Origin of the sequence: Streptomyces sp. NPDC060232, assembly GCF_042726555.1 — a bacterium.
Classification (GTDB): domain Bacteria; phylum Actinomycetota; class Actinomycetes; order Streptomycetales; family Streptomycetaceae; genus Streptomyces.
In genome coordinates, this window is record NZ_JBHXAG010000011.1 from 39,392 (window position 1) to 62,646 (window position 23,255).

Sequence of the window (23,255 nt, forward strand, 5' to 3'; positions counted from 1 at the left end):
CTCCTGATCGGCCTGGTCCTCGCACTGGTGACGCCGGCCCTCGGCCCCGCGGCCGCCGGCGCGCCGGCCGCGCCGGCCGGGCCGGCCGGGCCGCAGTGGTGGGAGCCCGTGGCGCGCCCGGCCCCGGACTCGCAGGTCAACGTCACCGGGGCGCCGTTCACCGGGGCCGACGCCCAGGGCCGCGTCCGCGGATACGTGGACGCCCATGTCCACCTGATGTCCGACGAGGGCTTCGGAGGGCGGCTGGTCTGCGGAAAGGCCTTCTCCGCCGCAGGGGTGGCCGACGCGCTGAAGGACTGCCCCGCGCCGGTCGCGGGGGGCCGTTCGGGGGCGGCCGTTCGGGGGATCCGGGGACCTGACGGGCCCTTCTGCGGCCGTCGGCGGGCACCTCTTCGACACAACGAAAGAGGTGCACGATGCCGCTTTACCTGTCGAGGTTCAGCTACACCCCGGAGACGTGGGCACGGCTGATGAGCCACCCCGAGGACCGTGCGACGGCCGCCAGGTCCTACATCGAGTCCGTCGGCGGGAAGCTCCACGGCTTCTGGTACGCCTTCGGCACCCACGACGGTTACAACCTGTGGGAGGCCCCTGACAACGTTTCCATGGCCTCGGTCGCGCTGGCGATCAGCGGGGGCGGGGCACTCAGCTCGTTCGAGACGACCGTGCTGCTCACCATCGACGAAACGCTGGACGCGCTGCGCAATGCCGAGCAGATCCGGTACCGGCCTCCCGGCCAGCAGCAGTGAGAGCTACCGGCCCCGGCGCCGGCGGCGCTCAGCCGATCGGCTGCCGGGACTCGGCGCGCACCTTGAGGGTGGCCTCGGCGAACGTGGCGAGGTCGACGGAAGCGGGCTTCTGCTGCGCCGTCTCCGGGGTGACGAATCCGACCGAGGCGCCGGTGTTCGCATCCGCCCAGGCGCACATCGGCAGGGAGCCCTCGGCCCCGCCCTGCTGCACGGTCAGCACCTGACAGGACAGGGTGATGTCGGAACCGACGGGCGTGATGTCCCTCGCGGGGACCGCCACCGTCGCGCCCTCGGAGTCTTCGGCTCCCTCAAGCATCTTCTTGCGCGCGCTCGCGGGATCCTTGAACCGGCCGTACATGCCCGAGATGACGAGGGCGCCCGTTCCCTGCGGGGACTTGGAGGTGTACTGGCCGACGACCGGCTTCGGGTCGCGGATCCTGGAGTCGTACGTGCCCTTCAGGGCTTCCTCACCGGCGGTGGCCGAAAGGTCCTGGTCCAGCTGGTACTCGCCGTCCAGGAGGGTCTTGGGAACGGTGAGGCGGTGGGTGGCCTCGGGGAAGCCGCCGGCGGCTCCGGTCAGCAGGTTCACCGCGAACCCGAGGACGCCGAGCACCACCAGCGAGCCCACGGCGATCCCGATCACCATGCCCGTCCGGTTCCTGCGCTGCGGCGGACCCATCGGGGGCTGCCCCCATGCGCCTTGGCCGGAGTACGACTGCGGCGGGTACGGCTGGCTCGGGTAGGACTGACCCGGGTACGGCTGGCCCGGATACGGCTGGCCCGGGTAGGGCTGTTGGGGGGCGGGCCGCGGGGACCCGTACGGGCCGGGGTGCTGCTGGGGCGGGGGCGTACTCATGCCCGAACGCTACGTCAGCCCGGCCACCCGCAGCCGGCGAGGGGTCAGCTCTCGCTCTGCACCAGGCTGAAGAGGACCCGCTTGTTCTTGTCGGCGAAGGCAGGGTCGGCCCGTTCGAGCTTGACCCGCACGCTCGCGCCGAGCTTGAGGTCGGCGGCGGCGGACGTGACGCTGCCCAGCACGGCGGGCTCCGCCAGCTGAACCTGCCCCTCCCGCGGGTTCGGTCGGGTCTCTTCCGCGTCCGTGTCGACGACCACGGCGTCGAAGGCTGCTCCCACCCGATCCATGAGCAGCGCCGCCTCCACCAGGTCCACGGACTGCCGGTCCGCCGCACCCCCCTTCGCCTTCGCCATCGTGTCCGGCAGGCCGTCCAGGGCAGCGAGCACCCACTCCGGCGCCTCTTGGTCCGCGCCGGCGGCCACGCACACTTCGCCGGCGTACCGGTCGACCAGGCGCCTCAGCGGCGCCGTGCAGTGCGTGTACGGTGCCGCGATCGCCGCGTGGACCGTCTGCGCGGGGATGTGGTCGTGGTCGGGGAAGTACCGGTAGACCGATTTCAGCAACAGGGCCCCGGCCGCCTCGTGGAGGAAGGCCGCGTGCTGGTGGTCGTGCGGATTCAGCGAGCGGATCAGCTCGGCGTACGACACGTGGTGCGGCCAGTCGATGCCGAGGCCCTGGGCGATCCGGCGCAGGCGCGCGACCTCGTGCGTCGGGGCCTGCTCCTGGGTCCGCAGGATGCCAGGACCGCCGGTCAGCATCATGGTGGCCGCGGCCATGCCGGTCAGGAGGGAGATCTGCTCGTTCCAGCCGTCCACGGGCAGTGCGGCCCGGTAGTTCAGCCGGAACGATCCGTCCTCGAACGTGACCTCCTGGTCCGGCAGGCTGAGCGAAATGCCGCCGCGCTCGGCCTCGACGGCCTCACGCAGGGTGCCGATGTCGCGCAGCAGGGCGACGGACTCCTCGGCGGTGCCGGAGTCGATGGCCTGCTGGACGCCCGCGTAGTCGAGTCTGGCCTTGCTGCGGACCAGGGCGCGGCTCACGGACGACCTGGTCACCTCGCCGTGGGCGTCGAGGTCGTGCTCCCACAACAGGGCGGGGACCTTCTGGTTCGGCAGCAGGCTGGCCGCGCCCTCGGAAAGGACGGGCGGGTGCAGCGGCACTTTGCCGTCGGGGAAGTACAGCGTCACGATCCGCTTGTGGGCCTCGGCGTCCAGCGCGTCGCCGGCGGTGACGAAGGCGGCCACGTCGGCGATGGCGTAGTGCACGCGGAATCCTCCGCCGGGCCGCCGCTCAAGGTACATGGCCTGGTCGAGGTCCTTGGACCCGGGCGGGTCGATCGTGAAGAGCGGCAGGTCGGTGGCGTCTTTGTCGGGCAGCCGGGGCGCGCGGGCGGCTGCCTCGGCCGCCGCGAGCACGGGATCGGGGAAGACCGTGCGGGCCTGCAGATCGGTCCGGAGCTTGTTCAAGGCGGTGGCGAGCGCGGCCTTGGCCGCTTCGGACATGCGCATCGGGCGGCGTGGCATGCCCCGAGCGTAGGGCGGCGGTCGCGCCCCGGCACGGCGGGCGATCCGTCCGGGTGGAGCCGGGCCCCGGTGGAAGCCGGGCGCGCCGCCGCCGGTCGGCGCGCGGGGGTGTGCCCGGCCCGTGGTGGGCCGGTCAGGCGCCCACGCCGAGGACGGTACGGATCAGTGTGCGCTGGGCGTCGGACAGACAGGGGTCCTGGAGGTCGAGTACCTCGTCGTCGACGGTGATCCGGTAGCGGTAGCCGTCCGCGACGGGCGTGACGGCCCGCTTGGCGAGCTCCTCGAGGGCCGCGGCGTCCGTGCGGCCGGACGTGTCGAGTGCGCTGAGCTTCTCCTGGCCGGCGAAGCCTCCGGAGCGGGTGACCGTTATCAGCATGGCCGTTCCTTCCTGTTCGCTGGGGTGGCACACGGTCTGCGCGTCGGCAGCCACTGCCGCGCATGCCCCGAAGCGCGGCCCGCTGTCACCCGGCAGGGCCCGTTCCCCACAAACGTCCGGAAAACGCCGCTGCCCGGCCGTAGTTGCCGGAACCGACCGGATCAGGGAGGTGTCGTGCAGGCGTGCAGGCGGCACACGGACCCGGCCGGTCAGAGGGAGCGCTCGACGCGGGCGAGCCAGTCCGCGAGGAGGGCGCGCAGGAGTTCCGGTTGCTCGTGCGGCAGGGCGTGTCCCGCGTCGTCGACCACGGCGAGCGAGGCGTGCGGGTAGTGGTGGACGAGGTCGACGGCTGCGGCGTAGCCGACCGTCGAGTCCAGCCGCCCGGCCACGACCGCCGTCGGGCCCGGGTACGCGGGCGCGCGGCCGGGTGTCAGAGCCCAGCGTTCGCCGATGCGCCTGAGCGCCGCCTCGTCGACGAGCGCCGCGGCCGGCTCGACGTGGCGTCGGTACCGTTCGAGCATCTCCGGTGTCTGGATCACGAAGTAACTCCGGAAGACGTCGTCGCCGATCTCGCCCGATCCGGCGACCACCCGGTGGTCCGGGACGTCGCGCACGCCGGGCAGCAACGGGCATACGAGCGCCAGGCCGGCCACCCGCGCCGGCCGCCGGGCGGCCATCGCCTGTGCGAAGTACGCGCCGGCCGAGTGGCCGACGAGGAGGTACGCGGTCCCGCCCGTGACCGCGTCGGCGAAGCGGAGCAGCGTGTCGACGACGTCGTCCGCGCTGCGCAGCGTCGCGGGGGCGGCCGTGCGGCCCATTCCGGGAAGGTCGGGGTAGACGCGCCGCAGCCCCGCGACACCGTCGAGAACCGGCTCGAAGCAGGCTTCGGCCTCCCGGTGGTCGACTCCGGCGCCGTGGAGCACCAGCACGGGCCGGCCGGTTCCGTGCTCCACGCAGTGGACCACCACCTGACCTGCTCGGGTCTCCATCCCCTCATGCTAGTGCCTGTATCGAGTTGCCCCGCGGGGCAACTCGATACAGGCCCTAGTGCCGGGTCCGCAAGGTTTGCCCGGGCCGCGGCGTTCGGTGGCATGGCATCGCGAGGCGGAGGACCACGGGTCGTACTGGACGTGCGCGAGTGGACTTTCGCGGTCCCGGCACTGGCCACGCAGGACCGGTCGTCCCGAGAGCGGATCGGGCCGGGCCTTGCCCACGGTCCTCCCAGAACGTCTGGTTTTCGATCTCCACCGGGGAACACCGCTCGCCGTCCCGTCAGTTCAAGGGGTGGAACCGGGGGCGAGCCCGCACGGCCCGTCCCCGACCGGCACACCATGGGCAAGGAGAAGCAGTGCGCATACTCTTCACCGGCCCGGCCTCGGCCGGGCACCTCTTTCCGATGATCCCGACGGCGCAGGCCTTACGCGCCTCCGGCCACGAAGTGTTGTTCGCCGGCTCGCAGCCGCTGCACCAGTTGCGCCAGGCGGGTTTCCCGCTCGTCGAGATAGGCGACGGCCGCAGTATCCGGGACGTGTTCGAAGCGTCCACGGACGAGGAGGTGCGTTACGTCGCGCATGACCTGACCCCTGACCAGATCCTCGACCGGGCGGCGCACGGCTTCGCGCTCGTCTCCCGTTCCACCGTGGGCGGTCTGCTCGAAGCCGCCGAAAGCTGGCGCGCCGACCTGCTGGTCTACGACTCCTTCCAGGCCTCTGCCCCACTGGTCGCGGCCAAGCTCAAGATCCCGTCGGTGATCCAGAACTTCGGCGTCACCTCCGGCCACGACATGGTCGGCCGACTCGCGGCCAACTTCACCGAGGCGTACGAGACGTACGGGGTGGACGGCCCCGCGGAGTCCACCGCGCTGAACATCGTCCCCGCCTCCCTTGGCGGCGACCCGGGCGGCCTGCGGATGCGCTACGTTCCGTACAACGGGGGCGGCATCGTTCCCCTCGAACTGCTCCGCCGCGGTACCCGCCCGCGCGTGGCCGTCACCCTGGGCACGGTGTTCTCGGAGCTGGACGGCGTCCGCGCCATCGTCCGCCTGGTCGAGGCGGCGGCGTCGGTGGACGCCGAGTTCCTGCTCGCGGTGGGCAATGCCGACCTCGCGCCGCTGGGTACCCTTCCGGACAACGTCCGCCCGCTGCCGTGGGTCCCGCTGGCCGAGCTGCTGACCGCCTCCGACGCGCTGATCCACCACGGCGGCTCGGGAACCCTGCTCACCGCTCTCCAGGCCGGCCTGCCCCAGCTCCTGCTCCCCCAGGGTGCCGACCACTTCACCAACGCCGATGCCCTCACCGCGACGGGCGCCGCCCTGCGTTCCACCTCCGACGAGGTGGATCCCGCGCTCCTCACACGGCTCATCGCCGACCCGGCCCTGCACGAGGCCGCCGAACGCCTCCGTGCGGAGAACGCCGCACTGCCGAGCCCGGCCGAAACGGTCCCCGCCCTGGAGGCCCTGGCCGCCGCCTGAGCCTCGCCACACGATCGGCGAGGCCCGAAGGAGCCCGGACGGGGAACTCCGTCCGGGCGCCGCGGGCGGTCCGCCCCTGATCGGCGAAACACTCCGTAAGATCCGCTGGTGCTGTGGCCGGTACACCGCGGCGTGGCTGGCTGTCCCGGATGGACGGGGCGGCGCTGGAGAGGGCCGTGGGCACGCCGAGCACGGGCATCCCGGCCGGAACACGCTTCACCCGGCTGCGGTCAGGAAGAGGTGGTCGACGCCGTGAGCGCGGCGAGTCCCCCGAGGACCTGGGCCGCCGGGGCCGGGTCGACCAGCCACTTCAGGTGGCTGCCCGCCAGGGTGTGGACCTCGTACGGGTTGTCCGGCGTCAGGGCGTCGCCCTCGCGGATCAGCCGGTCCTGCAGGGCGAGCGGCAGACTCGCGTCGTCGGCCAGGCGTACGAAGGTCTTCGGGATCGTGCCCCAGGTCGCCGCCTGCGCCCGGTCGGCCGGAGTGCCGACGTCGAGGTTCTCGTCGGGCTGGAAGGTGTTGAGGAAGGTCAGGAACTCCTCGTCGGTGCCGTCGGCGAGGAAGGCCGCCTTGAACGCGGTGAGGGCCGCGGGATCCGCCGTGCGGAAGTTGACGCGCAGCAGGCCGAGTTCCGCGGGGTTCCCGGCCAGCGCCAGACTCAGGGAGGCCGCGTCGACCGTGGCCATCTCCGGTTCGGCGTAGTAGTCGCCGACCTCCAGGTCGACCGGGGCCCAGGCGGCGACGTAGACGATGCGGTCGATCAGGTCCGGCCTTGCGTTGGCGGCGGCGGTGGCCGTGATTCCGCCGCGGCTGTGCGCAACGAGGATCACCGGGCCGTTCTGCTTGGCCCGTTCCAGGATGCCGATCAGGTGCTTGGCGTTGTCGGCGAGCGTGACGCCCCGGATCGATCCGGGCGCCGCGGCGAGGCCTTCGAGGTCCTGCGGCGCCTGATAGGCGCGCTGGTAGCTCGCCGCGAAGCCGTGGCCTGGGAGGTCGACGGCTACGGAACGGTGGCCGAGAAGGCCGAGTTCGGCCTGGAGCGGGGCGAAGGAGAAGGAGTTCGCGAAGGCGCCGTGAACCAGCACGAACGTCGGGGTCGGCTGCATCTGTCTGATCGCTCACTCTCTATCGGCTACGAGGAATCGCCGGGAGACCGGTGGGCATCGGGTGGCAGCGAGCTCCTGCCGGAGTCCCCTCGGGACAGTACGCAGGGAATGATCGTCAGACCAATCGGTACGGAGCCGTCCGCTTCCGGGCATCTCGTCGGGGGTCAGGGCATCTCGTCGGGGTCGCAGCTGGCCCGGCGGAGCCCGATCGTGCGCAGAGCCCGCATCAGGGCCTCGAAGTCCCCTTCGCGCACGACGTGGACGGCTCCCTCGACCTCAAGGCCCGACACCGCACGGGGCACACGCGCCGAGGGTGTCCGCAGGACCACCCCGCTCGGCGGGTCCAGGCCCCGCACGCCGCGGAACACGCGGAGGACCTCACGGTCCGAGTCGATGCTGTCGACACCGGCAGGCAGGGACAGGACGGTGATGTCGGGCAGCAGGACCCGGGCGTGCGCGAGCGCGATGTCGGAGTCGTCGGCGTGCGACACGACCTGGAAGTGCGGGTTGCGCTGGATGCCGGAGCGGAGCAGTTCCAGTTGCTCGCCCTCCGGCACGCCGACCACCAGCACGGTCATCACCCTTCCCATCGTGCTTTCAGGCGCGGCGCGGGGCGACCCGAGAGGAATGGAGCGAGGTGGGCAGGTGTGGGCGCGGTGGCTGCCTCAGACCGCCGCCGCCTCCGCCTCGTCGACCGGCTTCGTGCGCGGGGCCCCGAGGTGCGAGGCCGCCTCGGCGGCGGTGTACGAGGAGGCGAAGGTGAACGCGCGCGGCGACGGTCCGTGCGCTCGCAGGTCGCCCAGGCGCTCCAGCGCCTCGCCGACGGTCGGCAGGTGCCCGGCCGGCACCCACCAGAGCACCAGGTGCGCCTGGACGTGCCGCTCGAACCATTCGCGACGGCGCCGCACCACCTCCAGGTGCCCGCTGCGGTAGGCGAAGTCCCACAGCGCCTCCCGGGTCTCCCACACCGACAGGTTGACGATGACGTCCTCGCCCGCCGGGCGCAGTCCGGTGGCGTCGGCCTCGCCCTCTCCCACGAGCCGCCACACGAAGCCGGGCGCTCCGTCCGCGGCGGAGTTGACCGGATCGAGCAGCTCGACGAAGGGCGCGATGCGCGGGTCGTCGAGGGGGTGGAGGAGCGTGGAGACGTTGAGCTGGGCGAGGTGGAAGGCATGCGCGGGTGTGGTCATGGCCTCATCCCAGCACGCACCCCATTTCTATGTCAATGCTCATTGTTTTTAGAAGCTTCGACCACGACGCAGCACTCCCCCGGCCGGGCGTCCATGCGGGCACGGACCGGACCGTCGACGCCGAGGAGCCCCTCCAGCAGGGCGAGGTTCATGCCACAGACGAGCGGGGGAAAGCGTTCGGCGACGGCATGGAAGGGGCAGTTGCGCATACGCACGACGCGCCCCCGGCCGCCCCTTCCCTCCTCGCGACCGTCGCCACCGTCGCCGACTTCGCCGCCTTCGCCGCCTTCCAGGTGCGGTTCGTAGCCGCGGGAGGCCAGCACCTCCATGGCCTCTTCGAGTCCACCGCAGGGCTCCGTCGCCCCGCGGAGGGACTCGCCCCGACGGCGCGCGGCCGCGCAGAGCCCGGCATCCAGCCCGGCCTCCTCGGCGGCCTCGGCGAGCAGCTCGGCGGCGGTGCGGTAGTCGCGGGCGGGCAGCGAGACCGACCGCTCGACGCGCGCCCGCGTGTACACCTTGGCCGGGCGGCCCGCCCCCGGACCCGAGCGTCCGGTCAGGCGACGGCTGCCGCTCTCCAGCAGCCCCGCCTCGGCCAGCCGGTCCAGATGGTGCGCGGCGAGCGTCCGCGCCACCCCGGCCGCCTCGGCCGCCTCATTGCGCCCGACCTCGCGCCCCTGGGCGGCCACGTACTCGTACAGTCGGCGGCGCACCGGGTCCTGCAGCACCGCGATCACATCGATGTCCTCCACCCTGCCATTCTAGAAACAACACGGGTTGGAGATAGAAGGCAGACGCGACCCGCTCCGCGGGTTCGGCGACCAGGGTCGAGAACCTGCTGGAGTCGGGGCCGAGTCGCTCCGCGAGAACGGTGTTCCCACCGGCACGACACCGCCGACTCCACGCCGACGGCCTCCGGCCTACGGTGCGGGGGGCGTCTGTTCCTGCGGGGCGGCCGGCAGGCGGCAGGAGGGCGCGGCGTCGTCTTCCTCCGTGCGTGGCCAGTGCCGCCCTTCGAGGGCCTCGGCGCTGCGGTTGAGCCGGACGAGGGCGTCCGCCAGCTCCCGCACGTCCTCGGGGGACCAGTCGGCGACCACCCGCGCCAGACAGGAGCGGTTGACCTCACGGTCCCCTTCGAGCCGGCGCCCGCCTTCGGCGGTGATGCGCAGCTTGCGGGCCATGCCGCCGTCCGGATCCGCGACGCGCTCGGCCAGTCCGCAGCGCAGCAGCGCGGCCGTCTGGCGGTTCACGGTCGAGGTGTCGAGGCCGAAGGCCTCCGCCAACTGTCCGATGGACATGGGGCCTTGGGTGTCGATCCGGCTGAGCAGCAGGTACGCGGACCGCTCCAGGCGCTCGGCGTCGCGCTCGCGCCGAGCCAGCACCTGGTGCCGCGAGAGCAGCATCAGCTCCCGCTCCAGTTTTTCCAGCACTGCGCCTCCCGCTCCCTTCCGGCGCTCCATTATCGCGGACCGGCGGGCCGGTGGACCTCCCCGGTCCGGGCCCCGTAGCAATATGCATGATACATAGCGTGTGTACTATGCACTCCTCGTTGTCGCCCGACGAACCCCTGCCTCACACCGGAGGACCCTCATGTCCGTCACCACGTCCACCGCCTCCCGCGCGGCCGAGATCCTCTCCCGGCCCGTCACGCTGAACGGTCTGACCGTCCCCAACCGCATCGCGATGGCGCCGATGACGCGGATGTTCTCCCCCGGCGGCGTGCCCGGCGAGGACGTGCAGGCGTACTACGCCAGCCGGGCCGCCGCAGGCGTGGGCCTGATCGTCACCGAGGGCACCTACGTCGGTCACGACTCCGCCGGGCAGAGCGACCGGGTGCCGCGGTTCCACGGCGAGGAGCAGCTGGCGGGGTGGGCGAAGGTCGCCGCGGCCGTGCACGAGGCCGGCGGCACGATCGTTCCGCAGCTGTGGCACATCGGCATGGTGCGCAAGCAGGGCGAGGCCCCGTACGCCGACGCGCCCGCCGTCGGCCCCTCCGGCATCCGCGTCGACGGCACCGAGGGGACCGGCAAGGCGATGACCCGCACCGACCTCGACGATGTCATCGGCGCGTTCGCCGACGCCGCCGCGGCCGCCGAGCGGATCGGCTTCGACGGCGTCGAACTGCACGGCGCCCACGGCTACCTGCTCGACCAGTTCCTGTGGGAGCGGACCAACCGCCGCACCGACGCGTACGGCGGCGACGCGGTGGCCCGTACGAAGTTCGCCGCGGAGATCGTGGCAGCGGTGCGCGACCGCGTCTCGGCCGGCTTCCCGGTGATCTTCCGCTACTCGCAGTGGAAGCAGGAGGCCTACGACGCCCGGCTCGCGCAGACCCCGCAGGAGCTGGAGGCGATCCTGACCCCGCTGGCCGCGGCGGGCGCCGACGCGTTCCACGCCTCCACCCGGCGCTACTGGATCCCGGAGTTCGAGGGCTCGGACCTGAACCTGGCGGGCTGGACCAAGAAGCTCACCGGTCGGCCGACCATCACGGTCGGCTCGGTCGGCCTCGACGGCGACTTCATCCGCGCTTTCGCCGGCGAGGGTGCGGCGCTCGGCGACATCGACAACCTCCTGGACCGCATGGAGCGCGACGAATTCGACATGGTCGCCGTCGGCCGGGCGCTGCTCCAGGACCCGCAGTGGGCGGCGAAGGTCCTCGGCAACCGCTTCGACGAGCTGAAGCCGTACGACGCGGCAGCCCTCCGTTCGCTCAGCCGCTAGCGGCAAGCCGCCTGGCTGCCCATACCCCGGGACGCCGGTTCCACCGACGCCCCGGGGCGCTTCGGCTCAGACGTGGCGCTTGCTGCGCGACAGCCCTTCCCGCATCGCGCGCTTCGATGCGGTACGCGCCGACGCGCGGCGGGCCGGTCGCCGTCCGGCTCCTCGCGGGCCGGGGCGCAAGCGGCACGCCAGCGCCCTCGCAAATCCCGCGGAGCCCGGCATGCCGTATGCGTGTTCGGTTAGGCTAACCTCGTTTGACGCGTCTGTGTACCGGGCCAGGGCCGGGTGCCGCAGGAGGCAACCCAGACGGCGGAACGCGCAGAGGCAGGGCGCAGGTGAGAGGTGGTGACCGGGCTTGTGCGCGTCGTACGCCCGCCGGGGCGGGCCGGCCATGCCGGTGATGGGCATGCCGGGGTGCGGTCCGGAGTTCGGGACGATGCCCCGTGGATAAGATCGCGCTCACGGCCGGCGCCCTGTATGTCATCGTCCTGCTCCGCGCCGGAGGGACGTTCGCCGTCGGGTGGCTCGCCGGCGCCGGCGCCCGGCGCAGCCGGCTCGCCGGGCGGATCTCCACGCCGAAGTTCCAGCGCGCCGAGCGGGCGATCCAGCGGTGGGGCGCGCCGGTGGTGGCCGTCTCCTTCCTGACCATCGGCTTCCAGACCGCCGCCAACTTCCTCGCGGGCAGCATGCGCATGCCCCTGCCGCGCTACCTCCCCGCCCTGTTCGTGGGCGGAGCCGCCTGGGCTCTGATCTACGCGACGGCGGGGCTCGGCGTCCTCGAAGTACTGGGAAGGCTCTTCTCCCAGCGGCCGGCCCTGGGCGCGTCCGCCGTGGCCGTCCTCCTCCTCGCGGCGTGCGGGGTGGTGGTGTACCGCAGAAGAAGGGCGGCGCCGTCCTGCGGTGACACCGCGGCCGACGAGACGTAAGCCCGGCCGACGCGGCTGGGCCGAGGGGAGGAAGGCGGAAGCCTCCGGGGATGCCCGGCCCCTCTGGCGGACCGTGCCGAGGACGGTGTCCGGGCGGTGGAGCCGACCCCGCCGCTCTCGACACCTCAACCGGGCGCGGTGTTCGCGCAGCGAATCGAACATGTGTTGCAATGACGGGGTGGCGGCACCACTCCGGTTCCCCGACGATCTCGTCGCGCTACAGGCGGCGTGGCAGCGTACCTACGCCGAGCTCGCGCAGGTGCCCGTCGGAAGCGGGACGGCCCTGTTGCGGCGGCGGCTGATCGCGCTGTCCGGCCGTTTGTGCGCCCATCCGCACTGGGCCGCTCCCGCCGGCTGGCGGTACGGGGGCGTCGAGCTGCGGCGCGTCGCCCGCGAGGCCTCCGACGACTCCGTTCGGGCGAACAATCCAGCGAGCCCCTGCCCCTCGGGCCCGACACGGGCCATGGTCTGTTCCGAGAGAGCGGACTCGACGGACTCGGCGAAGGGCATGGAGCGTTGCATCTGAGGCGCATCAAAGCGATCGTGGCCGCGGCAGCACTGACCGTCCTGGCGGTCCCGGCCACCGCGGACGCCGCGGCGGTCGCCTGCGGCGGCGGAACGTCAACCGGCCGGGTGGCCGTCAACGGGTGCATCAGCGCCCAGCGGGGATCCGCCGGCCGGTTCCCCACGCGCGAGATCACGGCGTACATCAAGGCGCGCAACACCGGGAGCAAGGGAGTCAACGTCGCCTACGAGGCCTTCTTCCGCGTCGTCGACGGCGGTCACTGGGAGAAGCTGGGCAGTGGCCGCACCTACGTGCGCGCCGGGGAGTCCGTCGGCCCTCTCGAAGTGGGAAGCAGCACCCGGGTGTGCGGCCCCGTGAAGGTCGAGATCCGCGTTCACGCCCGGGCCGACGGCGCCGCCTGGAGCGGCTGGTCCCCCGCCGCGACGAAGCAGTGTCAGACCTGAGTCTCAGGCGGCGTTCCGGTCGTCCGCGCGAGCGGGTTCGCGCCGCATCGGCCACAAGGTCGGGCCGCCGCCCGGGAGTCGGATCTCGCCGGTGACGCGGAAGCCCAGCCCTTCGCAGAAGGGGATGTTGGTGATGTTGCTGGACTCCAGGTAGGCGGGTTGTCCGAGCCGGTCGCACTGGGCCAGCTGCTGGCGCAGCTGCGCCGAGCCGACGCCCAGCCACCGTACGGCGACGGCGCGGGCACGGGTCCACAGGACCGAACCGTCAGCGGCCCGGCACTCCACCGCCACGTCCCGGCGGGTGACGAGCACCCGGCCGTCACCGAGCCCCGCCACGTCCCGGACCGCGTCCTGGTCGTTGAGGGTGGTGGGCGGGGCGAGCCGGTCAGCCATGGTGCTCCGACATGTGGGCGAACGTCAGCCGGGCGAGGGTGTCGAGGGTTTCCGGTGTCGCGGCCGGTGCCAGGGTCCGCAATGACCGGGCGAAGGCGTCGGAGTGCGTGCCGAGCGTCCGCGCCTCCAGCGCCTGGGTCAGACGGGGGATCAGTTCGTAGTGGCAGTAGGGGTGCTCGGCTCCGATGAAGGCCAGCAGGCTTTCCTCGTATGAGCCGTGTTCGCCGTCGTACGCCCACGCGTCCAGGTCGAGCAGGAGCGGGAAGCGGGCCCGCACCTCCCAGGCGGCCAGCGGAACCTCGTCGTATCCGGCGGTCCCTTCGCGGTCGGAGAGCCGCAGCAGCATCGCGAGCGCGGTCATGAACTCGGGCACGGGTCTGGTTCCGGCGGCCGCGGTCCATGCCCGCCGCGCGTCCTGCGGGCACGTCGCGAAGAACTCCTCGCTGAACGTCGCGGCCATATGGTCGAGCTGGGAGGCGTGGGTCTGGACGGTGCCCCGCCAGGTCGCGTCCCAGTGGTTGGCCTGGGTGATCCGCGCGAGCCGCAGCACCTCCCACTCCAGCGCATCGGGTCCGCCGGCCGCGAGCCCGACGAGGTGTGCGATCGGTCCGCTGGCGTAGACGCCCTCAGGATGCAGTGCCACTCTTCCCCCTTCGTAGTCCGCGAACCATCCAACCGCCCCGCGGCGAGCGCCGTCGCGGCCGGGGGGGGAGGTCGGTCGCGCGCGTCGGCGCCACGGCCGGTCGGGGAGCATCCGGTTGCCGCTCGGTGTGTCTGCGCGACCGGTGCGGCCGGGCTCCCTTGAATGGGCAGCCTCCTACGGAAACGGGCACCGTATGACCCTCCGCGCACCGCACCATCCGCCGGCACCCGCTACGGGCCGGTACTCCCGCCGGTCAGTCCTCACGGGGGCGTTCGCCCTGGCCACCGCGGCGGCACTGCCCGCCGCGGCCGGGCGCGCGTACGCGGCCGCCGGCCCGGACATCATCGCCTGCGCCACCTGGGGTGCGCGGGCCGCGTCCGAGCCCGTCGTGGTCCTCGCCAACCGCCCGGAGCGGATCGTCGTCCACCACACGGCGACGGCGAACGTGACGGACTATACGAAACAGCGGGCCTTCGCGCTGGCCCGGGCGATCCAGACGTACCACATGGACGCTCAGGGCTGGATCGACACCGGTCAGCACTTCACCATCAGCCGTGGGGCGTTCGTGATGGAGGGCCGCCACAACAGCCTCGCGGAGCTGCGCACCGGCACACGCCAGGTGCGCGCGGCGCACTGCGTCGGGCAGAACACGGTGTCGATCGGCATCGAGAACGAGGGCACCTACACCTCACAGGCCCCGCCCGCCGCGCAGTACGCGGCGCTGGCCGACCTGTGCGCGCACATCTGCGACCAGTACGGCCTGCCCGCGTCCGAGATCTACGGGCACCGCGACTTCAACGCCACGTCCTGCCCGGGCGACCGCCTGTACGCCCTGCTGCCGAACCTCCGCAAGGACGTCGCCACCCGCCTCGGCACGACCCTGTCGGACCCGGAGGAGGACCCGGTGTGGGACCTGGTCCGCCAGGCCACCGGCCGGCCGGCCCCGACGCTCGGGGAGTACCTGCCGGCGGGCCTGCTGTCCTGACCGACTGTCCGCCAAACGAACACCCGCATGCTTTCGCCTGAGGAGCTGTGCGCGCCCGCCCGCCCGGATAGCGTCGGGGCGGGCGGCCGCTGCCGAGGCCCGTCCGCGCACCCGAAGGCAGGACCGAGATGAACCCTTTGGCCGCCCGCGGCCCGCACAGCGTCACGCTCGCCACCCGCGCCGACTGCAGCGTCATCATCCTCACCGGCGACATGGACCTCGACCACGTCGGCCCCTTGCGCACGGCGCTCCAGGAGGCGTGTACCGCTCCCACCGCTCCGGAGCGGGTCGTCGTCGACCTCTCGCGGCTCGACTTCTGCGACTCCGCCGGACTCAACGCCCTGCTCCACGCGCGATCCCTGTGCGAGCAGAACCGGCGGACCCTGACCCTCACCGATCCCGGCCCGCAGTTCCACCGCCTGCTGCGCATCACCGGCACCGACGCCCTGTTCGACCTCTCCCTCCCCGCAACCCCCGGCGGTTCGGCCGACGCGGCCCACTGACCATGGCCGTTCAGCCGGATCTCAGCGTGACGGAGGGCGACACGCCGTACTCCTGCCGGTAAGCGGCGGCGAAGCGGCCCTGGTGTGCGAAGCCCCATCGGCCGGCCACACCGGCGACGGTCGTGGCGCCCGCCGGGTCGGCGGACCGCAGCTCGGCATGGGCCCGGGCCAGCCTGACCGTACGGAGGTGGCCGAGGGGCGTCGTACCGGCGTGGCGGGTGAAGGCGTACTGCACCGCGCGCGGAGTGACCGGGATCGAGGCGGCGATGTCGGAGAGAGTGATGTCGCGGTGGGCGTTGGCCTCGATGAACGCGACGGCGCGGCGCAGGGTGTCGCTGTGCGCGTCGCGCGAGTCCCGCGGGGTGGCCGTGTCACCGCGGGCGGTGTTCGGCAGGGTCCCCAGGACCGTGGCTGCCAGGTGCTGGGCGGCGGTCGAGACGGCCAGCCCGTCGGGATCGGCGGACGCGGCACTGTCGTCGAGTACGTGGTCGCGGAGGTAGGCGACGGCCGCACCGAGCCGCCGGTTCTCGGCGGGGCCGACGGCCCGGGCGCCGGTGATCCGGACGTCCTTCCCACCGGGACCGGCTGCCACCCGGCCCAGCAGGTGGGGGTCGAACAGTGTGATCGTGTACCGGGCTTCGCGGACCTGCCCCGTGTACGGGCGGTCGTGCGGGGCCAGGAGGAAGGTCTCCCCGGGGCCGAAGACCTCCTCACGGCCGCCGGTGGTGTCCACGATGGTTCCGCTGTGCATCGTCACCAGGCACACCTTGCCGAGACAGCCGGCGTCGTAGCCCATCGTGTAGCCGAAGGACAGGCGGTCCACGCTCAGCCCGCCGGCCTCGGTACGGGAGATCCGCGCGCGGGTGTCCGCGGGGCGCCCGCCGATCTGCATGGGGGTGTACGCGGCGGACAGGAACGCCTCCGTGGCCTCCAGGTTCCCGCTTTCGAAGAAGAGGTTGGTCATCGGGCTCTCCCTCGCAGACGTTCGGCACGGCCTGCCGGCGGCAGGAGCCTCCAGTATGCGGTGGCCGGCGGCCGCGGCGGTGTCTCATGGATCATGCCGGGCTCGCGACCCTAGCCGCCGGGGCGGAAGGTCACCGGGAGGCTCAGGGGGCCGCGCAGGCCACCGGAGCGCCAGCGGATCTCGTCGGGCTCCACGGCGAGGGCGAGCCCGGGAAGTCGGCGCAGGGCGGTGCCGATCGCGATCTGCCCCTCCAGCCGGGCCAGCGGGGCTCCCAGGCAGTAGTGGACGCCGTGGCCGAACGCGAGGTGGGCGTTGTCCTGCCGGGTGATGTCGAGGCGGTCGGGGTCCGGGAACCGTGCCGGGTCGCGGTCGGCGATGGCCGAGGCGATCAGGACGGTCGCGCCGCGCGGGACGGTCACGCCCGCGATCTCGACGTCCTCGCGGGCGAAGCGGGCGATGCCGGGGCTCACGGGGCCGTCGTAGCGGAGGAACTCCTCGACGGCGCTTCCCAGGAGTTCGGGGTCGGAGCGCAGGAGGTCCAGCTGGCCGGGGTGGGCGAGCAGCATGGCGATGCCGCCGCTGATCAGGTTGACGGTGGTGATGTAGCCGGCGGCCAGCAGCAGGAACACCATGGCGATGAGCTCGTCCTCGCTCAGCCGCTGTTCCTCGTCCCGGGCGGTGATCAGGCCGCTGAGCAGGTCATCGCCGGGGTGGGCCCGTTTGGCCCGGATGAGGTCGGTGACGTAGGCGCGCATGTGCTGCCATGCCTCGTTCACGACGGCGGGGTCCGGCGGCTCGGCACCCCGCATGATCATGCGGTCGGTCCAGCGTTGGAACTCGTGTTGGTCGTCCACCGGCACGCCGAGCAGTTCGCCGATGACGGTGACGGGGAGCGGCAGGGCGAAGTCCGCGACGAGGTCGGCGCGGCCGGCCGGCGCGGCCGAGTCGAGCAGGCGGTCGGTGATGGCCTGGATCCGGGGCCGCATCTCCGCGACCCTGCGGGCGGTGAACGCCTTGGAGACCAGGCGGCGCAGGCGGGTGTGGTCGGGCGGGTCGCTGCGGAGCATGTTGCTCAGCATCGACTCGCGCTCGGTTTCGGGCAGCTGGGCCAGGAGCCGGCGGTCCGAGGCGTCGCGCACGTCGCTGCTGAGGCGGGGGTCGGACAGGGCCGCGAGTCCGTCCTCGTAGCGGGTGACGAGCCAGGCGTCCAGGCCGCCCGCGACGACGACGCGGCGTACGGGGCCGTCCTCGCGCAGTTTCCCGTAGAGCGGGAAGGGGTCGGCGAGGAAATCCTGGTCGGCGTAGGGAAGTAGGACCGGCCGTTCACTCATCGTGCCTCCCGGAATAGGTCACCCTCTCCATGGGAAGTGAGGATATGCGCCCGAGTCTCCATGAATGCTGCTTTTCGGTCATGGAGGACGAGCCGTCGCAACGGGATGACGGTTCGCCAACTGGGGGCGTCGGTGACAACCTGGCGGCCGCTCGATTTCCGATGGACGCACGATCTGGGCCAAGCCCACTGCGGAAAGTATGATCAAGAAATGGCTGACATGACCGAAACCACGCCAGGCTGGCTTACCAGTGACGAGCTGGACATGGCCAGGGCTCAGATGCCGATCCTGTACGTCGAGGCTGTTCCCGTGCGCGTGAACGACACCGGCGAAGTCACCAGTATCGGACTGCTCCTGCGGATCGGCGCGGAGGGAACGATCAGCCGGACGCTGGTGTCCGGCCGTGTCATGCACCACGAGCGGATCCGTGACGCGCTGCTGCGGCACCTGGAGAAGGACCTGGGTCCGGTGGCCCTGCCCCTGGTACCGGCTTCGCTCCAGCCCTTCACGGTGGCCGAGTACTTCCCCACGGCCGGCATCACCCCGTTCCACGACCCGCGGCAGCACGCGGTGTCCCTGGCCTACGTGGTGCCGGTGACGGGTGATTGCCGCCCCGGCAGGACGCCCTGGACCTGGTCTGGTTCAGCCCGCAGGAGGCGGCCTCGGCGGCCGTGCAGGGTGAGATGCCGGGCGGCCACGCGGTGCTGCTGAAGCAGGCCCTCGCGCACGTGGGACTCGCGTACTGAGCCGCGCCGCACCCTCGGCCGACGCTGTGGTCGGAAAGGTTCTCCGGGCACCGTGACCCGGTGAACCTTTCGGGCACCGCACTGGACTAGGAAGTCTGCGCCGGGGTGAAGTTCGTGAGGATCAGCAGCGTGTCGACCAGGTCTTCGGCGGGGGCTCCGGTGGCCAGGCGGCGCAGCTGCTGCCCGAACACCAGGGCCACGGCGGCACCGGCCAGGCGTTCGGGGTCCGGCACGCCCAGCTGGGTCAGGATCCGCGTGGCCAGCAGGTCGTAGGCGGCGAAGCACTCGGCCGCGGCGGCACGCAGCCGTTCGTCGCGGCCGGCCTGGACGTACAGCTCGAAGGGTGCGATGTGGCGGCTGTCGAAGGCGTTGCCGCCCGCGACCAGCGCGACCACCTCGGCCGCCCGGCCGATGTCGAAGTGCTCGTCGGAGCATTCGTCGGCGAGCGCCGTGAAGTGCCGGGTCTCCTCGGCCACGAAGTGCAGCAGGCTCTCGCGCAACAGCTCGTGCTGGGTGGCGAAGTGGTAGGTGACGGAGCCCAGGGAGACCGCTGCCTCCTTGGCGATCCGCCGGTTGGTGACGGCCGCGATGCCGTCCTGCCCGATGATCCGCAGTACGGCGTCGATGATGCTCTGGCGGGTGGCGGAAGCGGTGGGCATGTCCGCATTCTGCCCCATCGGCCGACGCGGCCGCCGCGTGGGGCCGGGGAGTTGGGGACGGGAGGGGTGTGGACAAGCAACCACGCGATCCCTACTGTTCGTTCGAACGAACAGTGGAAGAACGCCGCAACGCCGTACGGGAGTCGCCGTGGAGATGTCCGGATCGAACGTTCTGCTCACCGGGGCCACCGGAGGCATCGGCGCCGCCCTGGCCGCGCGCCTGACCGCGCAGGGGGCCCGCCTCACGGTCACCGGTCGGCAGGAGGCCGCGCTGGAAGCCGCTGCGGACGCCTGCGGGGCCCGGACCGTGCTCGCCGATCTCGCCGTCCGGTCGGATGTCGTGCGCCTCGCCGAGGCCTGCGCCGAGTCTGACGTTCTCGTCGCGAACGCCGCCCTGCCCGCCAGCGGCGACCTCCTCGACTACACCGAGGAGCAGCTCGACCGCGCCCTCGACGTCAACCTGCGGGCACCGGTCCTGCTGTCCCGGCTGCTCGCGGAACACATGGTGGCCCGCGGCCGCGGCCACATCGTGCTGGTCGGCTCCATCTCGGGCAAGGCCGCGACCAAGTCGACCTCCCTGTACAACGCGACGAAGTTCGGGCTGCGCGGTTTCGCCCTCGCCCTGCGCCAGGAGCTCAAGGGCACGGGGGTGGGGGTGTCCCTGGTCCAGCCCGGCTTCGTCCGCGACGCCGGCATGTTCGCGGCCACCGGTGCCGCCACCCCGAACGGCATCCGGACCGTCACGCCGGGGCAGGTCGCCGACGGCGTCGTACGGGCCGTCCGCCGCGACCTGTGCGAGGTCAACGTGGCACCGTTGGAGCTGAGGCTGCTCAGCGCCATAGCGGGGCAGTTCCCCGGCTTCGCGGAGCGGATCCAGGCGCGGACGGACATCGACGGCTCCGTGCGACAGATCGTCGACGCCCAGCGCGCACGCCGCTAGGGTCTGTATCGAGTCGACCCGTGGAGCAACTCGATACAGACCCTAGTGCTGTGGCCGCGTCTCCCGCACCGCGGCTCCCCTGCTCCTCCGTGCCGAGTGAACACCTGCCGAGTGACGGGCCCGGGGCCCGCCCGCAGGTCGAGCGCAGGTCCCTGCTGCGATTGGGGCCCCTCTGCCCAGGGCCCCGTACGACGTCCTGCCCGCCGCGGTGCCCGGACACGGCCCCGGCTGGTACCGGGGCGATCTGCACCTGCACAGCGTGCACTCCGACGGTCAGCGCACGGTGGAGGAGATCGTCGCGGCCGCGCGCGAGGAGGGGCTGCGCTTCATCGCCGCCTCCGACCACAACACCAGCTCGACCGGCGTGACGTGGAACGGGAACGTGCCGCACCACGACGGCCGAGCGCAGGTGGTCGCAGACCACGCGCAGGAACGTTTCGTCCAGGTGCCACAAGGGTGGTACGAGGCGGCGCCAGGGGTCGAAGGCGTCGCAATCGAAGACGGACGACTTGCCCTGGAGCAGTGAGGCCAGCCGTTCCAGACCGAGTCCGGTGTCGACGTTGCGCTGGGGCAGGGGCACGAGGGAGCCGTCGCCCAGCCGGCGGTGGCTCATCGTCACGTGGTTCCACACCTCCACCCAGCGGTCGTCACGGGTGGGTGTCGACCGGGGTGGGCCGTCGCCGCTCCACAGGAAGATCTCCGAGTCGGGGCCGCAGGGGCCGACGGGGCCGTTGGACCACCAGTTGTCTCCGGCGGTGAGTTCGACGGGGACGCCGCGGTCTTGCCACAGCCGGGGGGATGCGGTGTCCGGCCCGGTCTGGTCGTCGCCGGCGTGGACGGTGGCGTACAGCCGGCGGGGATCCACTGCGAGTCCCTCGGTGAGCAGCCCGTATCCCCAGTCGAGGCTGAGCGGTCCGTCGTAGTCGCCCAGCGACCAGGTGCCGAGCATCTCGAAGACCGTCAGGTGTGTGTCGTCGCCGACCTCGTCCAGGTCCGTGGTGCGCAGGCAGCGCTGTACGTTGACCAGTCGCCTGCCCTGTGGATGCGGGCGCCCCTCCAGGTACGGGGTCAGCGGGTGCATGCCGGAGGTGGTGAAGAGCACGGGGTCGCCGGGTGGTGGCAGGAGCGTCGAGCCGACGATGCGGCGATGTCGGCGCTCCTCGAAGTACTCGACGAACGTGTCGACCAGGCCTTCGGTGTTCATGGGGTGGCTCCTTCGCATCGCAGCGGGAAGGGCACCGGAGAACGGAACCGAGGGTCTCCGGCCGGGCGGGGTGCCACGGCATGGCCGACGGACCGTTTCCGGTCGCCGGGGAGAGGGGAAGGTCAGGCGGCGGCAACCGGCGAGCTGGTCGCTCGCGCGGTCGCGTTGGTGCTGGGGCCGTTGACGTTCATGCGGGCAACGGTAGCGGGACCGTGCCTGCCGGGCACGCGGTTTTCGCCCGCCCGGACACCGCGTAGATGATCACCTCGGTTCGTCGCCGAGCCGGTCCTGCGCCCGCATCAGGAGGTGGCCCCGGCGGAAGCGCTCCTCGGTGCCGGGCTCGCGCAGCATCCGCCCGACCTCGACGAAGCCGGCCTCGCGGGCCATCCCCGCCAGGTCGTCGATCGGCCACCGGTAGGCGGTCGTGACCTTGTGGTCGAACGCCGCCACGGGGCCGCCTTCGGCCTCGAAGAAGGCGAGCAGGAGGGGCCCGCCCGGAGCCAGCACGCGGCGGAACTCGGCCAGGTACGACGGGAGTTCCCGCGGCGGGGCGTGGATCACCGAGTACCAGGACACGATGCCGCCCAGCCGGCCGTCGGCCAGGTCGAGGGCGTCCATGGAACCGACTTCGAACCGCAGATCCGGATGGGCCTCGCGGGCGAAGTCGATCATCGCCGGTGACAGGTCGACGCCGAAGACGTCGAGCTTCAGGTCGCGCAGATGGGCCGTCACATATCCCGGACCGCACCCCAGCTCGGCCACGGGCCCGGCATCGACGGTCCGCGCGAGCTCTGCGAACGCGGCGAGGACCGAACGGTCCAGCGGAACTCCGTCGAGCCAGTCGCGGGCGAGATCCGCGTAACGGACGACGACGGAGTCGTAGGCGTCGGACGTCGCACGGAGGTACGCGGACAGCGACGCGGGGTCCGCCGCGGGAAGTCCAAGGCGTTCGGGGAGTTCGGGGAATTCGGCCACAAGGGACGATCCTAGGGCCTGGGCCCGGCATGCCCTGTCGCGCGGTGGTCTCCTGCACCGCCCAGGCCAGGTACCCCTCCGGGGTCCCGGCGGCCGGAGCCACGCCGGTCCTCCTCGGTCGGGTCGCCCCAACCCTGCGGCCGGATCAGCCGGCCAGGGCGACCAGCCTTCGGTAGGCCAGTTGGTCCGCGCGCCGGGCGGTGAGGTGGACGTGCACGTCGGCGAGGTACTCCTTCAGGGCGGAGTACCCGGCCGCGTAGGCCACCTCCTGCTCACCGGCCGCCGGCGGCATCCAGAGGATCAGCAGGAGCTCGTTGCGCCGTGTGCCCTCCGGGCTGGCGAAGGACAGCTCGTGGAGGACCAGCCGTGGCTCGTCCGAGGGCAGGCCCTGCACCAGCTCGTCGTGGGTCAGATTGGCCTCCAGCTCCGGGACCAGGACGTCCTGGGGGTCCGTGGTGCGCAGGACCACGGTGTTGATCTCCCGCAGCTCCCTCAGGTGCTGGATGGCAGCTACGCAGCCTTCCGACAGACCGATCGGGCTGCTCACTGGGTCTCACCTCGGTGCTCGTCAGTGCAGTGCAGTGCGGGGCGGGGCGGGGCGCGGCAGGGCAGGGCAGGCGGCCGGGAGCGGCTGCCGTCAGGTGTGGATGCGGCTGTTCTTGCCGTCGTGGGCGTCGGCGTGTTCGTCGTCGAACCAGTAGTCGCCGGCCGCGAGGTAGCGGAACGAGTGGGCGCTGTGGGCGGGCAGTGCGACGGTCGCGGCGCGGGTGCCGTCGCCGCGGGGCTCCAGGGGGTGGGCGGCGGGGTTCCAGTGGTTGAAGTCCCCGACGACGCTGACCGGCCCATCCGGGGTTTCCGCTGGGAGGACGAAGGTGACCTGCGTACGGCCCTTGAGCTTCTTACGTTCGAGCACTGGGACACTCCAGCCGTCGAGGAACGGGAAACCGGCCCGTGCATCCTCACGTGGGCGTGCGTGCGGCGCGGCGGCACCGGGCCGGGGTACGGGCAGAAGTCACCCGGCTGGCCGCG

At 72.3% G+C, this 23,255-nt stretch carries 26 protein-coding genes and 2 pseudogenes; 10 read left to right on the top strand and 18 right to left on the bottom strand.

Annotation, left to right across the window (positions count from 1 at the left end):
* Window positions 1-416 precede the first annotated feature (416 nt).
* Window positions 417-749: a GYD domain-containing protein gene (locus ACFWFZ_RS17680; RefSeq protein WP_387123264.1), complete on the top strand. Its 333-nt coding sequence runs from the start codon at window positions 417-419 to the stop codon at window positions 747-749.
* A 28-nt stretch (window positions 750-777) separates the two neighbouring features.
* Here the strand turns inward: ACFWFZ_RS17680 and ACFWFZ_RS17685 are convergent, their stop codons facing one another.
* The 4 genes from ACFWFZ_RS17685 to ACFWFZ_RS17700 form a co-directional block, all read right to left on the bottom strand.
* Window positions 778-1,605: a hypothetical protein gene (locus tag ACFWFZ_RS17685; protein WP_387123266.1), complete on the bottom strand. Its 828-nt coding sequence runs from the start codon at window positions 1,603-1,605 to the stop codon at window positions 778-780.
* Window positions 1,606-1,649: 44 nt separating this feature from the next.
* Window positions 1,650-3,128 (bottom strand): RNB domain-containing ribonuclease, encoded by a 1,479-nt coding sequence (locus ACFWFZ_RS17690; RefSeq protein ID WP_387123267.1) that lies wholly within the window; start codon window positions 3,126-3,128, stop codon window positions 1,650-1,652.
* A gap of 133 nt (window positions 3,129-3,261) precedes the next feature.
* A complete protein-coding gene (locus ACFWFZ_RS17695; RefSeq protein WP_387123269.1) occupies window positions 3,262-3,504 on the bottom strand; it encodes a protealysin inhibitor emfourin in 243 nt (80 codons plus the stop codon).
* 209 nt (window positions 3,505-3,713) lie between these two features.
* A complete protein-coding gene (locus tag ACFWFZ_RS17700) occupies window positions 3,714-4,493 on the bottom strand; it encodes an alpha/beta fold hydrolase (protein WP_387123271.1) in 780 nt (259 codons plus the stop codon).
* 359 nt (window positions 4,494-4,852) lie between these two features.
* Here ACFWFZ_RS17700 and ACFWFZ_RS17705 point away from each other — a divergent pair, with 359 nt between their 5' ends.
* Complete coding sequence (locus tag ACFWFZ_RS17705) at window positions 4,853-5,974, top strand: nucleotide disphospho-sugar-binding domain-containing protein (protein WP_387123273.1); 1,122 nt, start codon at window positions 4,853-4,855, stop codon at window positions 5,972-5,974.
* A 230-nt stretch (window positions 5,975-6,204) separates the two neighbouring features.
* On the opposite strand, the gene ACFWFZ_RS17710 is transcribed toward ACFWFZ_RS17705, so the two are convergent.
* The 5 genes from ACFWFZ_RS17710 to ACFWFZ_RS17730 all read right to left on the bottom strand — a co-directional run bounded on the left by ACFWFZ_RS17710 (window position 6,205) and on the right by ACFWFZ_RS17730 (window position 9,727).
* A complete protein-coding gene (locus ACFWFZ_RS17710; protein WP_387123275.1) occupies window positions 6,205-7,080 on the bottom strand; it encodes an alpha/beta hydrolase in 876 nt (291 codons plus the stop codon).
* A gap of 164 nt (window positions 7,081-7,244) precedes the next feature.
* A complete protein-coding gene (locus ACFWFZ_RS17715; protein ID WP_387123277.1) occupies window positions 7,245-7,658 on the bottom strand; it encodes a hypothetical protein in 414 nt (137 codons plus the stop codon).
* A gap of 87 nt (window positions 7,659-7,745) precedes the next feature.
* Window positions 7,746-8,270, bottom strand: coding sequence for a DUF3291 domain-containing protein (locus ACFWFZ_RS17720; RefSeq protein WP_387123279.1), 525 nt, complete (start codon window positions 8,268-8,270; stop codon window positions 7,746-7,748).
* Window positions 8,271-8,302: 32 nt separating this feature from the next.
* Entirely contained in the window at window positions 8,303-9,019 is a 717-nt protein-coding gene (locus tag ACFWFZ_RS17725; RefSeq protein WP_387123281.1) for a helix-turn-helix transcriptional regulator, read from the bottom strand.
* Between the two features lie 168 nt (window positions 9,020-9,187).
* On the bottom strand, window positions 9,188-9,727 hold the full coding sequence (locus ACFWFZ_RS17730; protein ID WP_387123283.1) for a MarR family winged helix-turn-helix transcriptional regulator: 540 nt from the start codon (window positions 9,725-9,727) through the stop codon (window positions 9,188-9,190).
* Between the two features lie 130 nt (window positions 9,728-9,857).
* Between ACFWFZ_RS17730 and ACFWFZ_RS17735 the strand changes: the two genes are divergently transcribed.
* From ACFWFZ_RS17735 to ACFWFZ_RS17750, 4 genes are all read left to right on the top strand, one after another.
* Window positions 9,858-10,988, top strand: coding sequence for an NADH:flavin oxidoreductase (locus ACFWFZ_RS17735; protein ID WP_387123285.1), 1,131 nt, complete (start codon window positions 9,858-9,860; stop codon window positions 10,986-10,988).
* 443 nt (window positions 10,989-11,431) lie between these two features.
* Window positions 11,432-11,914: a DedA family protein gene (locus ACFWFZ_RS17740; protein ID WP_387123286.1), complete on the top strand. Its 483-nt coding sequence runs from the start codon at window positions 11,432-11,434 to the stop codon at window positions 11,912-11,914.
* 178 nt (window positions 11,915-12,092) lie between these two features.
* Window positions 12,093-12,440, top strand: coding sequence for a hypothetical protein (locus ACFWFZ_RS17745; RefSeq protein ID WP_387123288.1), 348 nt, complete (start codon window positions 12,093-12,095; stop codon window positions 12,438-12,440).
* A 17-nt stretch (window positions 12,441-12,457) separates the two neighbouring features.
* Window positions 12,458-12,883 (top strand): hypothetical protein, encoded by a 426-nt coding sequence (locus ACFWFZ_RS17750; protein ID WP_387123290.1) that lies wholly within the window; start codon window positions 12,458-12,460, stop codon window positions 12,881-12,883.
* Between the two features lie 3 nt (window positions 12,884-12,886).
* Here the strand turns inward: ACFWFZ_RS17750 and ACFWFZ_RS17755 are convergent, their stop codons facing one another.
* Both ACFWFZ_RS17755 and ACFWFZ_RS17760 read right to left on the bottom strand, forming a co-directional pair.
* The gene (locus ACFWFZ_RS17755) at window positions 12,887-13,276 is read right to left on the bottom strand and encodes a hypothetical protein (RefSeq protein ID WP_387123292.1); all 390 of its coding nucleotides are present in this window, start codon (window positions 13,274-13,276) and stop codon (window positions 12,887-12,889) included.
* Entirely contained in the window at window positions 13,269-13,919 is a 651-nt protein-coding gene (locus ACFWFZ_RS17760; protein WP_387123294.1) for a hypothetical protein, read from the bottom strand. Before ACFWFZ_RS17760 ends, ACFWFZ_RS17755 begins: the two co-directional genes overlap by 8 nt.
* Window positions 13,920-14,112: 193 nt before the next feature.
* Between ACFWFZ_RS17760 and ACFWFZ_RS17765 the strand changes: the two genes are divergently transcribed.
* Window positions 14,113-14,904: a peptidoglycan recognition family protein gene (locus tag ACFWFZ_RS17765; RefSeq protein WP_387123296.1), complete on the top strand. Its 792-nt coding sequence runs from the start codon at window positions 14,113-14,115 to the stop codon at window positions 14,902-14,904.
* Between the two features lie 128 nt (window positions 14,905-15,032).
* Window positions 15,033-15,407, top strand: a complete 375-nt coding sequence (locus ACFWFZ_RS17770) for an STAS domain-containing protein (protein ID WP_387123298.1) — start codon at window positions 15,033-15,035, stop codon at window positions 15,405-15,407.
* A gap of 10 nt (window positions 15,408-15,417) precedes the next feature.
* Here the strand turns inward: ACFWFZ_RS17770 and ACFWFZ_RS17775 are convergent, their stop codons facing one another.
* Both ACFWFZ_RS17775 and ACFWFZ_RS17780 read right to left on the bottom strand, forming a co-directional pair.
* Window positions 15,418-16,371 carry an AraC family transcriptional regulator gene (locus ACFWFZ_RS17775; protein ID WP_387123300.1) on the bottom strand — a complete coding sequence of 318 codons (954 nt, stop codon included), beginning with the start codon at window positions 16,369-16,371 and terminating at the stop codon, window positions 15,418-15,420.
* A gap of 110 nt (window positions 16,372-16,481) precedes the next feature.
* Entirely contained in the window at window positions 16,482-17,702 is a 1,221-nt protein-coding gene (locus ACFWFZ_RS17780; protein ID WP_387123302.1) for a cytochrome P450, read from the bottom strand.
* Between the two features lie 219 nt (window positions 17,703-17,921).
* On the opposite strand from ACFWFZ_RS17780, the pseudogene ACFWFZ_RS17785 reads away from it, so the two are divergent.
* A pseudogene (locus ACFWFZ_RS17785) lies at window positions 17,922-18,448 on the top strand (NUDIX hydrolase family protein).
* Window positions 18,449-18,534: 86 nt separating this feature from the next.
* Here ACFWFZ_RS17785 and ACFWFZ_RS17790 read toward each other — a convergent pair.
* Window positions 18,535-19,107: a TetR/AcrR family transcriptional regulator gene (locus tag ACFWFZ_RS17790; RefSeq protein ID WP_387123304.1), complete on the bottom strand. Its 573-nt coding sequence runs from the start codon at window positions 19,105-19,107 to the stop codon at window positions 18,535-18,537.
* Between the two features lie 148 nt (window positions 19,108-19,255).
* Between ACFWFZ_RS17790 and ACFWFZ_RS17795 the strand changes: the two genes are divergently transcribed.
* Window positions 19,256-20,047 (top strand): SDR family NAD(P)-dependent oxidoreductase, encoded by a 792-nt coding sequence (locus ACFWFZ_RS17795; protein ID WP_387123306.1) that lies wholly within the window; start codon window positions 19,256-19,258, stop codon window positions 20,045-20,047.
* Between the two features lie 343 nt (window positions 20,048-20,390).
* On the opposite strand, the pseudogene ACFWFZ_RS17800 reads toward ACFWFZ_RS17795, so the two are convergent.
* The 4 genes and pseudogenes from ACFWFZ_RS17800 to ACFWFZ_RS17815 all read right to left on the bottom strand — a co-directional run.
* Window positions 20,391-21,251, bottom strand: a pseudogene (locus ACFWFZ_RS17800) (alanine--tRNA ligase-related protein); the annotation flags it as partial.
* 261 nt (window positions 21,252-21,512) lie between these two features.
* On the bottom strand, window positions 21,513-22,166 hold the full coding sequence (locus ACFWFZ_RS17805) for a class I SAM-dependent methyltransferase (RefSeq protein WP_387123593.1): 654 nt from the start codon (window positions 22,164-22,166) through the stop codon (window positions 21,513-21,515).
* A gap of 205 nt (window positions 22,167-22,371) precedes the next feature.
* Complete coding sequence (locus tag ACFWFZ_RS17810; protein WP_387123308.1) at window positions 22,372-22,773, bottom strand: cofilin family protein; 402 nt, start codon at window positions 22,771-22,773, stop codon at window positions 22,372-22,374.
* A 90-nt stretch (window positions 22,774-22,863) separates the two neighbouring features.
* Window positions 22,864-23,139 (bottom strand): isoamylase early set domain-containing protein, encoded by a 276-nt coding sequence (locus ACFWFZ_RS17815; protein ID WP_387123310.1) that lies wholly within the window; start codon window positions 23,137-23,139, stop codon window positions 22,864-22,866.
* Window positions 23,140-23,255: the final 116 nt, after the last annotated feature.

What these genes read in the sequence shown, in the direction of transcription:
- ACFWFZ_RS17680 (WP_387123264.1), top strand. Translation starts at nt 417, where the DNA reads ATGCCGCTTTACCTGTCGAGGTTCAGCTACACCCCGGAGACGTGGGCA.
- ACFWFZ_RS17685 (WP_387123266.1), bottom strand. Translation starts at nt 1,605, where the DNA reads ATGAGTACGCCCCCGCCCCAGCAGCACCCCGGCCCGTACGGGTCCCCG.
- ACFWFZ_RS17690 (WP_387123267.1), bottom strand. Translation starts at nt 3,128, where the DNA reads ATGCCACGCCGCCCGATGCGCATGTCCGAAGCGGCCAAGGCCGCGCTC.
- ACFWFZ_RS17695 (WP_387123269.1), bottom strand. Translation starts at nt 3,504, where the DNA reads ATGCTGATAACGGTCACCCGCTCCGGAGGCTTCGCCGGCCAGGAGAAG.
- ACFWFZ_RS17700 (WP_387123271.1), bottom strand. Translation starts at nt 4,493, where the DNA reads ATGGAGACCCGAGCAGGTCAGGTGGTGGTCCACTGCGTGGAGCACGGA.
- ACFWFZ_RS17710 (WP_387123275.1), bottom strand. Translation starts at nt 7,080, where the DNA reads ATGCAGCCGACCCCGACGTTCGTGCTGGTTCACGGCGCCTTCGCGAAC.
- ACFWFZ_RS17715 (WP_387123277.1), bottom strand. Translation starts at nt 7,658, where the DNA reads ATGACCGTGCTGGTGGTCGGCGTGCCGGAGGGCGAGCAACTGGAACTG.
- ACFWFZ_RS17720 (WP_387123279.1), bottom strand. Translation starts at nt 8,270, where the DNA reads ATGACCACACCCGCGCATGCCTTCCACCTCGCCCAGCTCAACGTCTCC.
- ACFWFZ_RS17730 (WP_387123283.1), bottom strand. Translation starts at nt 9,727, where the DNA reads ATGGAGCGCCGGAAGGGAGCGGGAGGCGCAGTGCTGGAAAAACTGGAG.
- ACFWFZ_RS17735 (WP_387123285.1), top strand. Translation starts at nt 9,858, where the DNA reads ATGTCCGTCACCACGTCCACCGCCTCCCGCGCGGCCGAGATCCTCTCC.
- ACFWFZ_RS17755 (WP_387123292.1), bottom strand. Translation starts at nt 13,276, where the DNA reads ATGGCTGACCGGCTCGCCCCGCCCACCACCCTCAACGACCAGGACGCG.
- ACFWFZ_RS17765 (WP_387123296.1), top strand. Translation starts at nt 14,113, where the DNA reads ATGACCCTCCGCGCACCGCACCATCCGCCGGCACCCGCTACGGGCCGG.
- ACFWFZ_RS17770 (WP_387123298.1), top strand. Translation starts at nt 15,033, where the DNA reads ATGAACCCTTTGGCCGCCCGCGGCCCGCACAGCGTCACGCTCGCCACC.
- ACFWFZ_RS17775 (WP_387123300.1), bottom strand. Translation starts at nt 16,371, where the DNA reads ATGACCAACCTCTTCTTCGAAAGCGGGAACCTGGAGGCCACGGAGGCG.
- ACFWFZ_RS17780 (WP_387123302.1), bottom strand. Translation starts at nt 17,702, where the DNA reads ATGAGTGAACGGCCGGTCCTACTTCCCTACGCCGACCAGGATTTCCTC.
- ACFWFZ_RS17790 (WP_387123304.1), bottom strand. Translation starts at nt 19,107, where the DNA reads ATGCCCACCGCTTCCGCCACCCGCCAGAGCATCATCGACGCCGTACTG.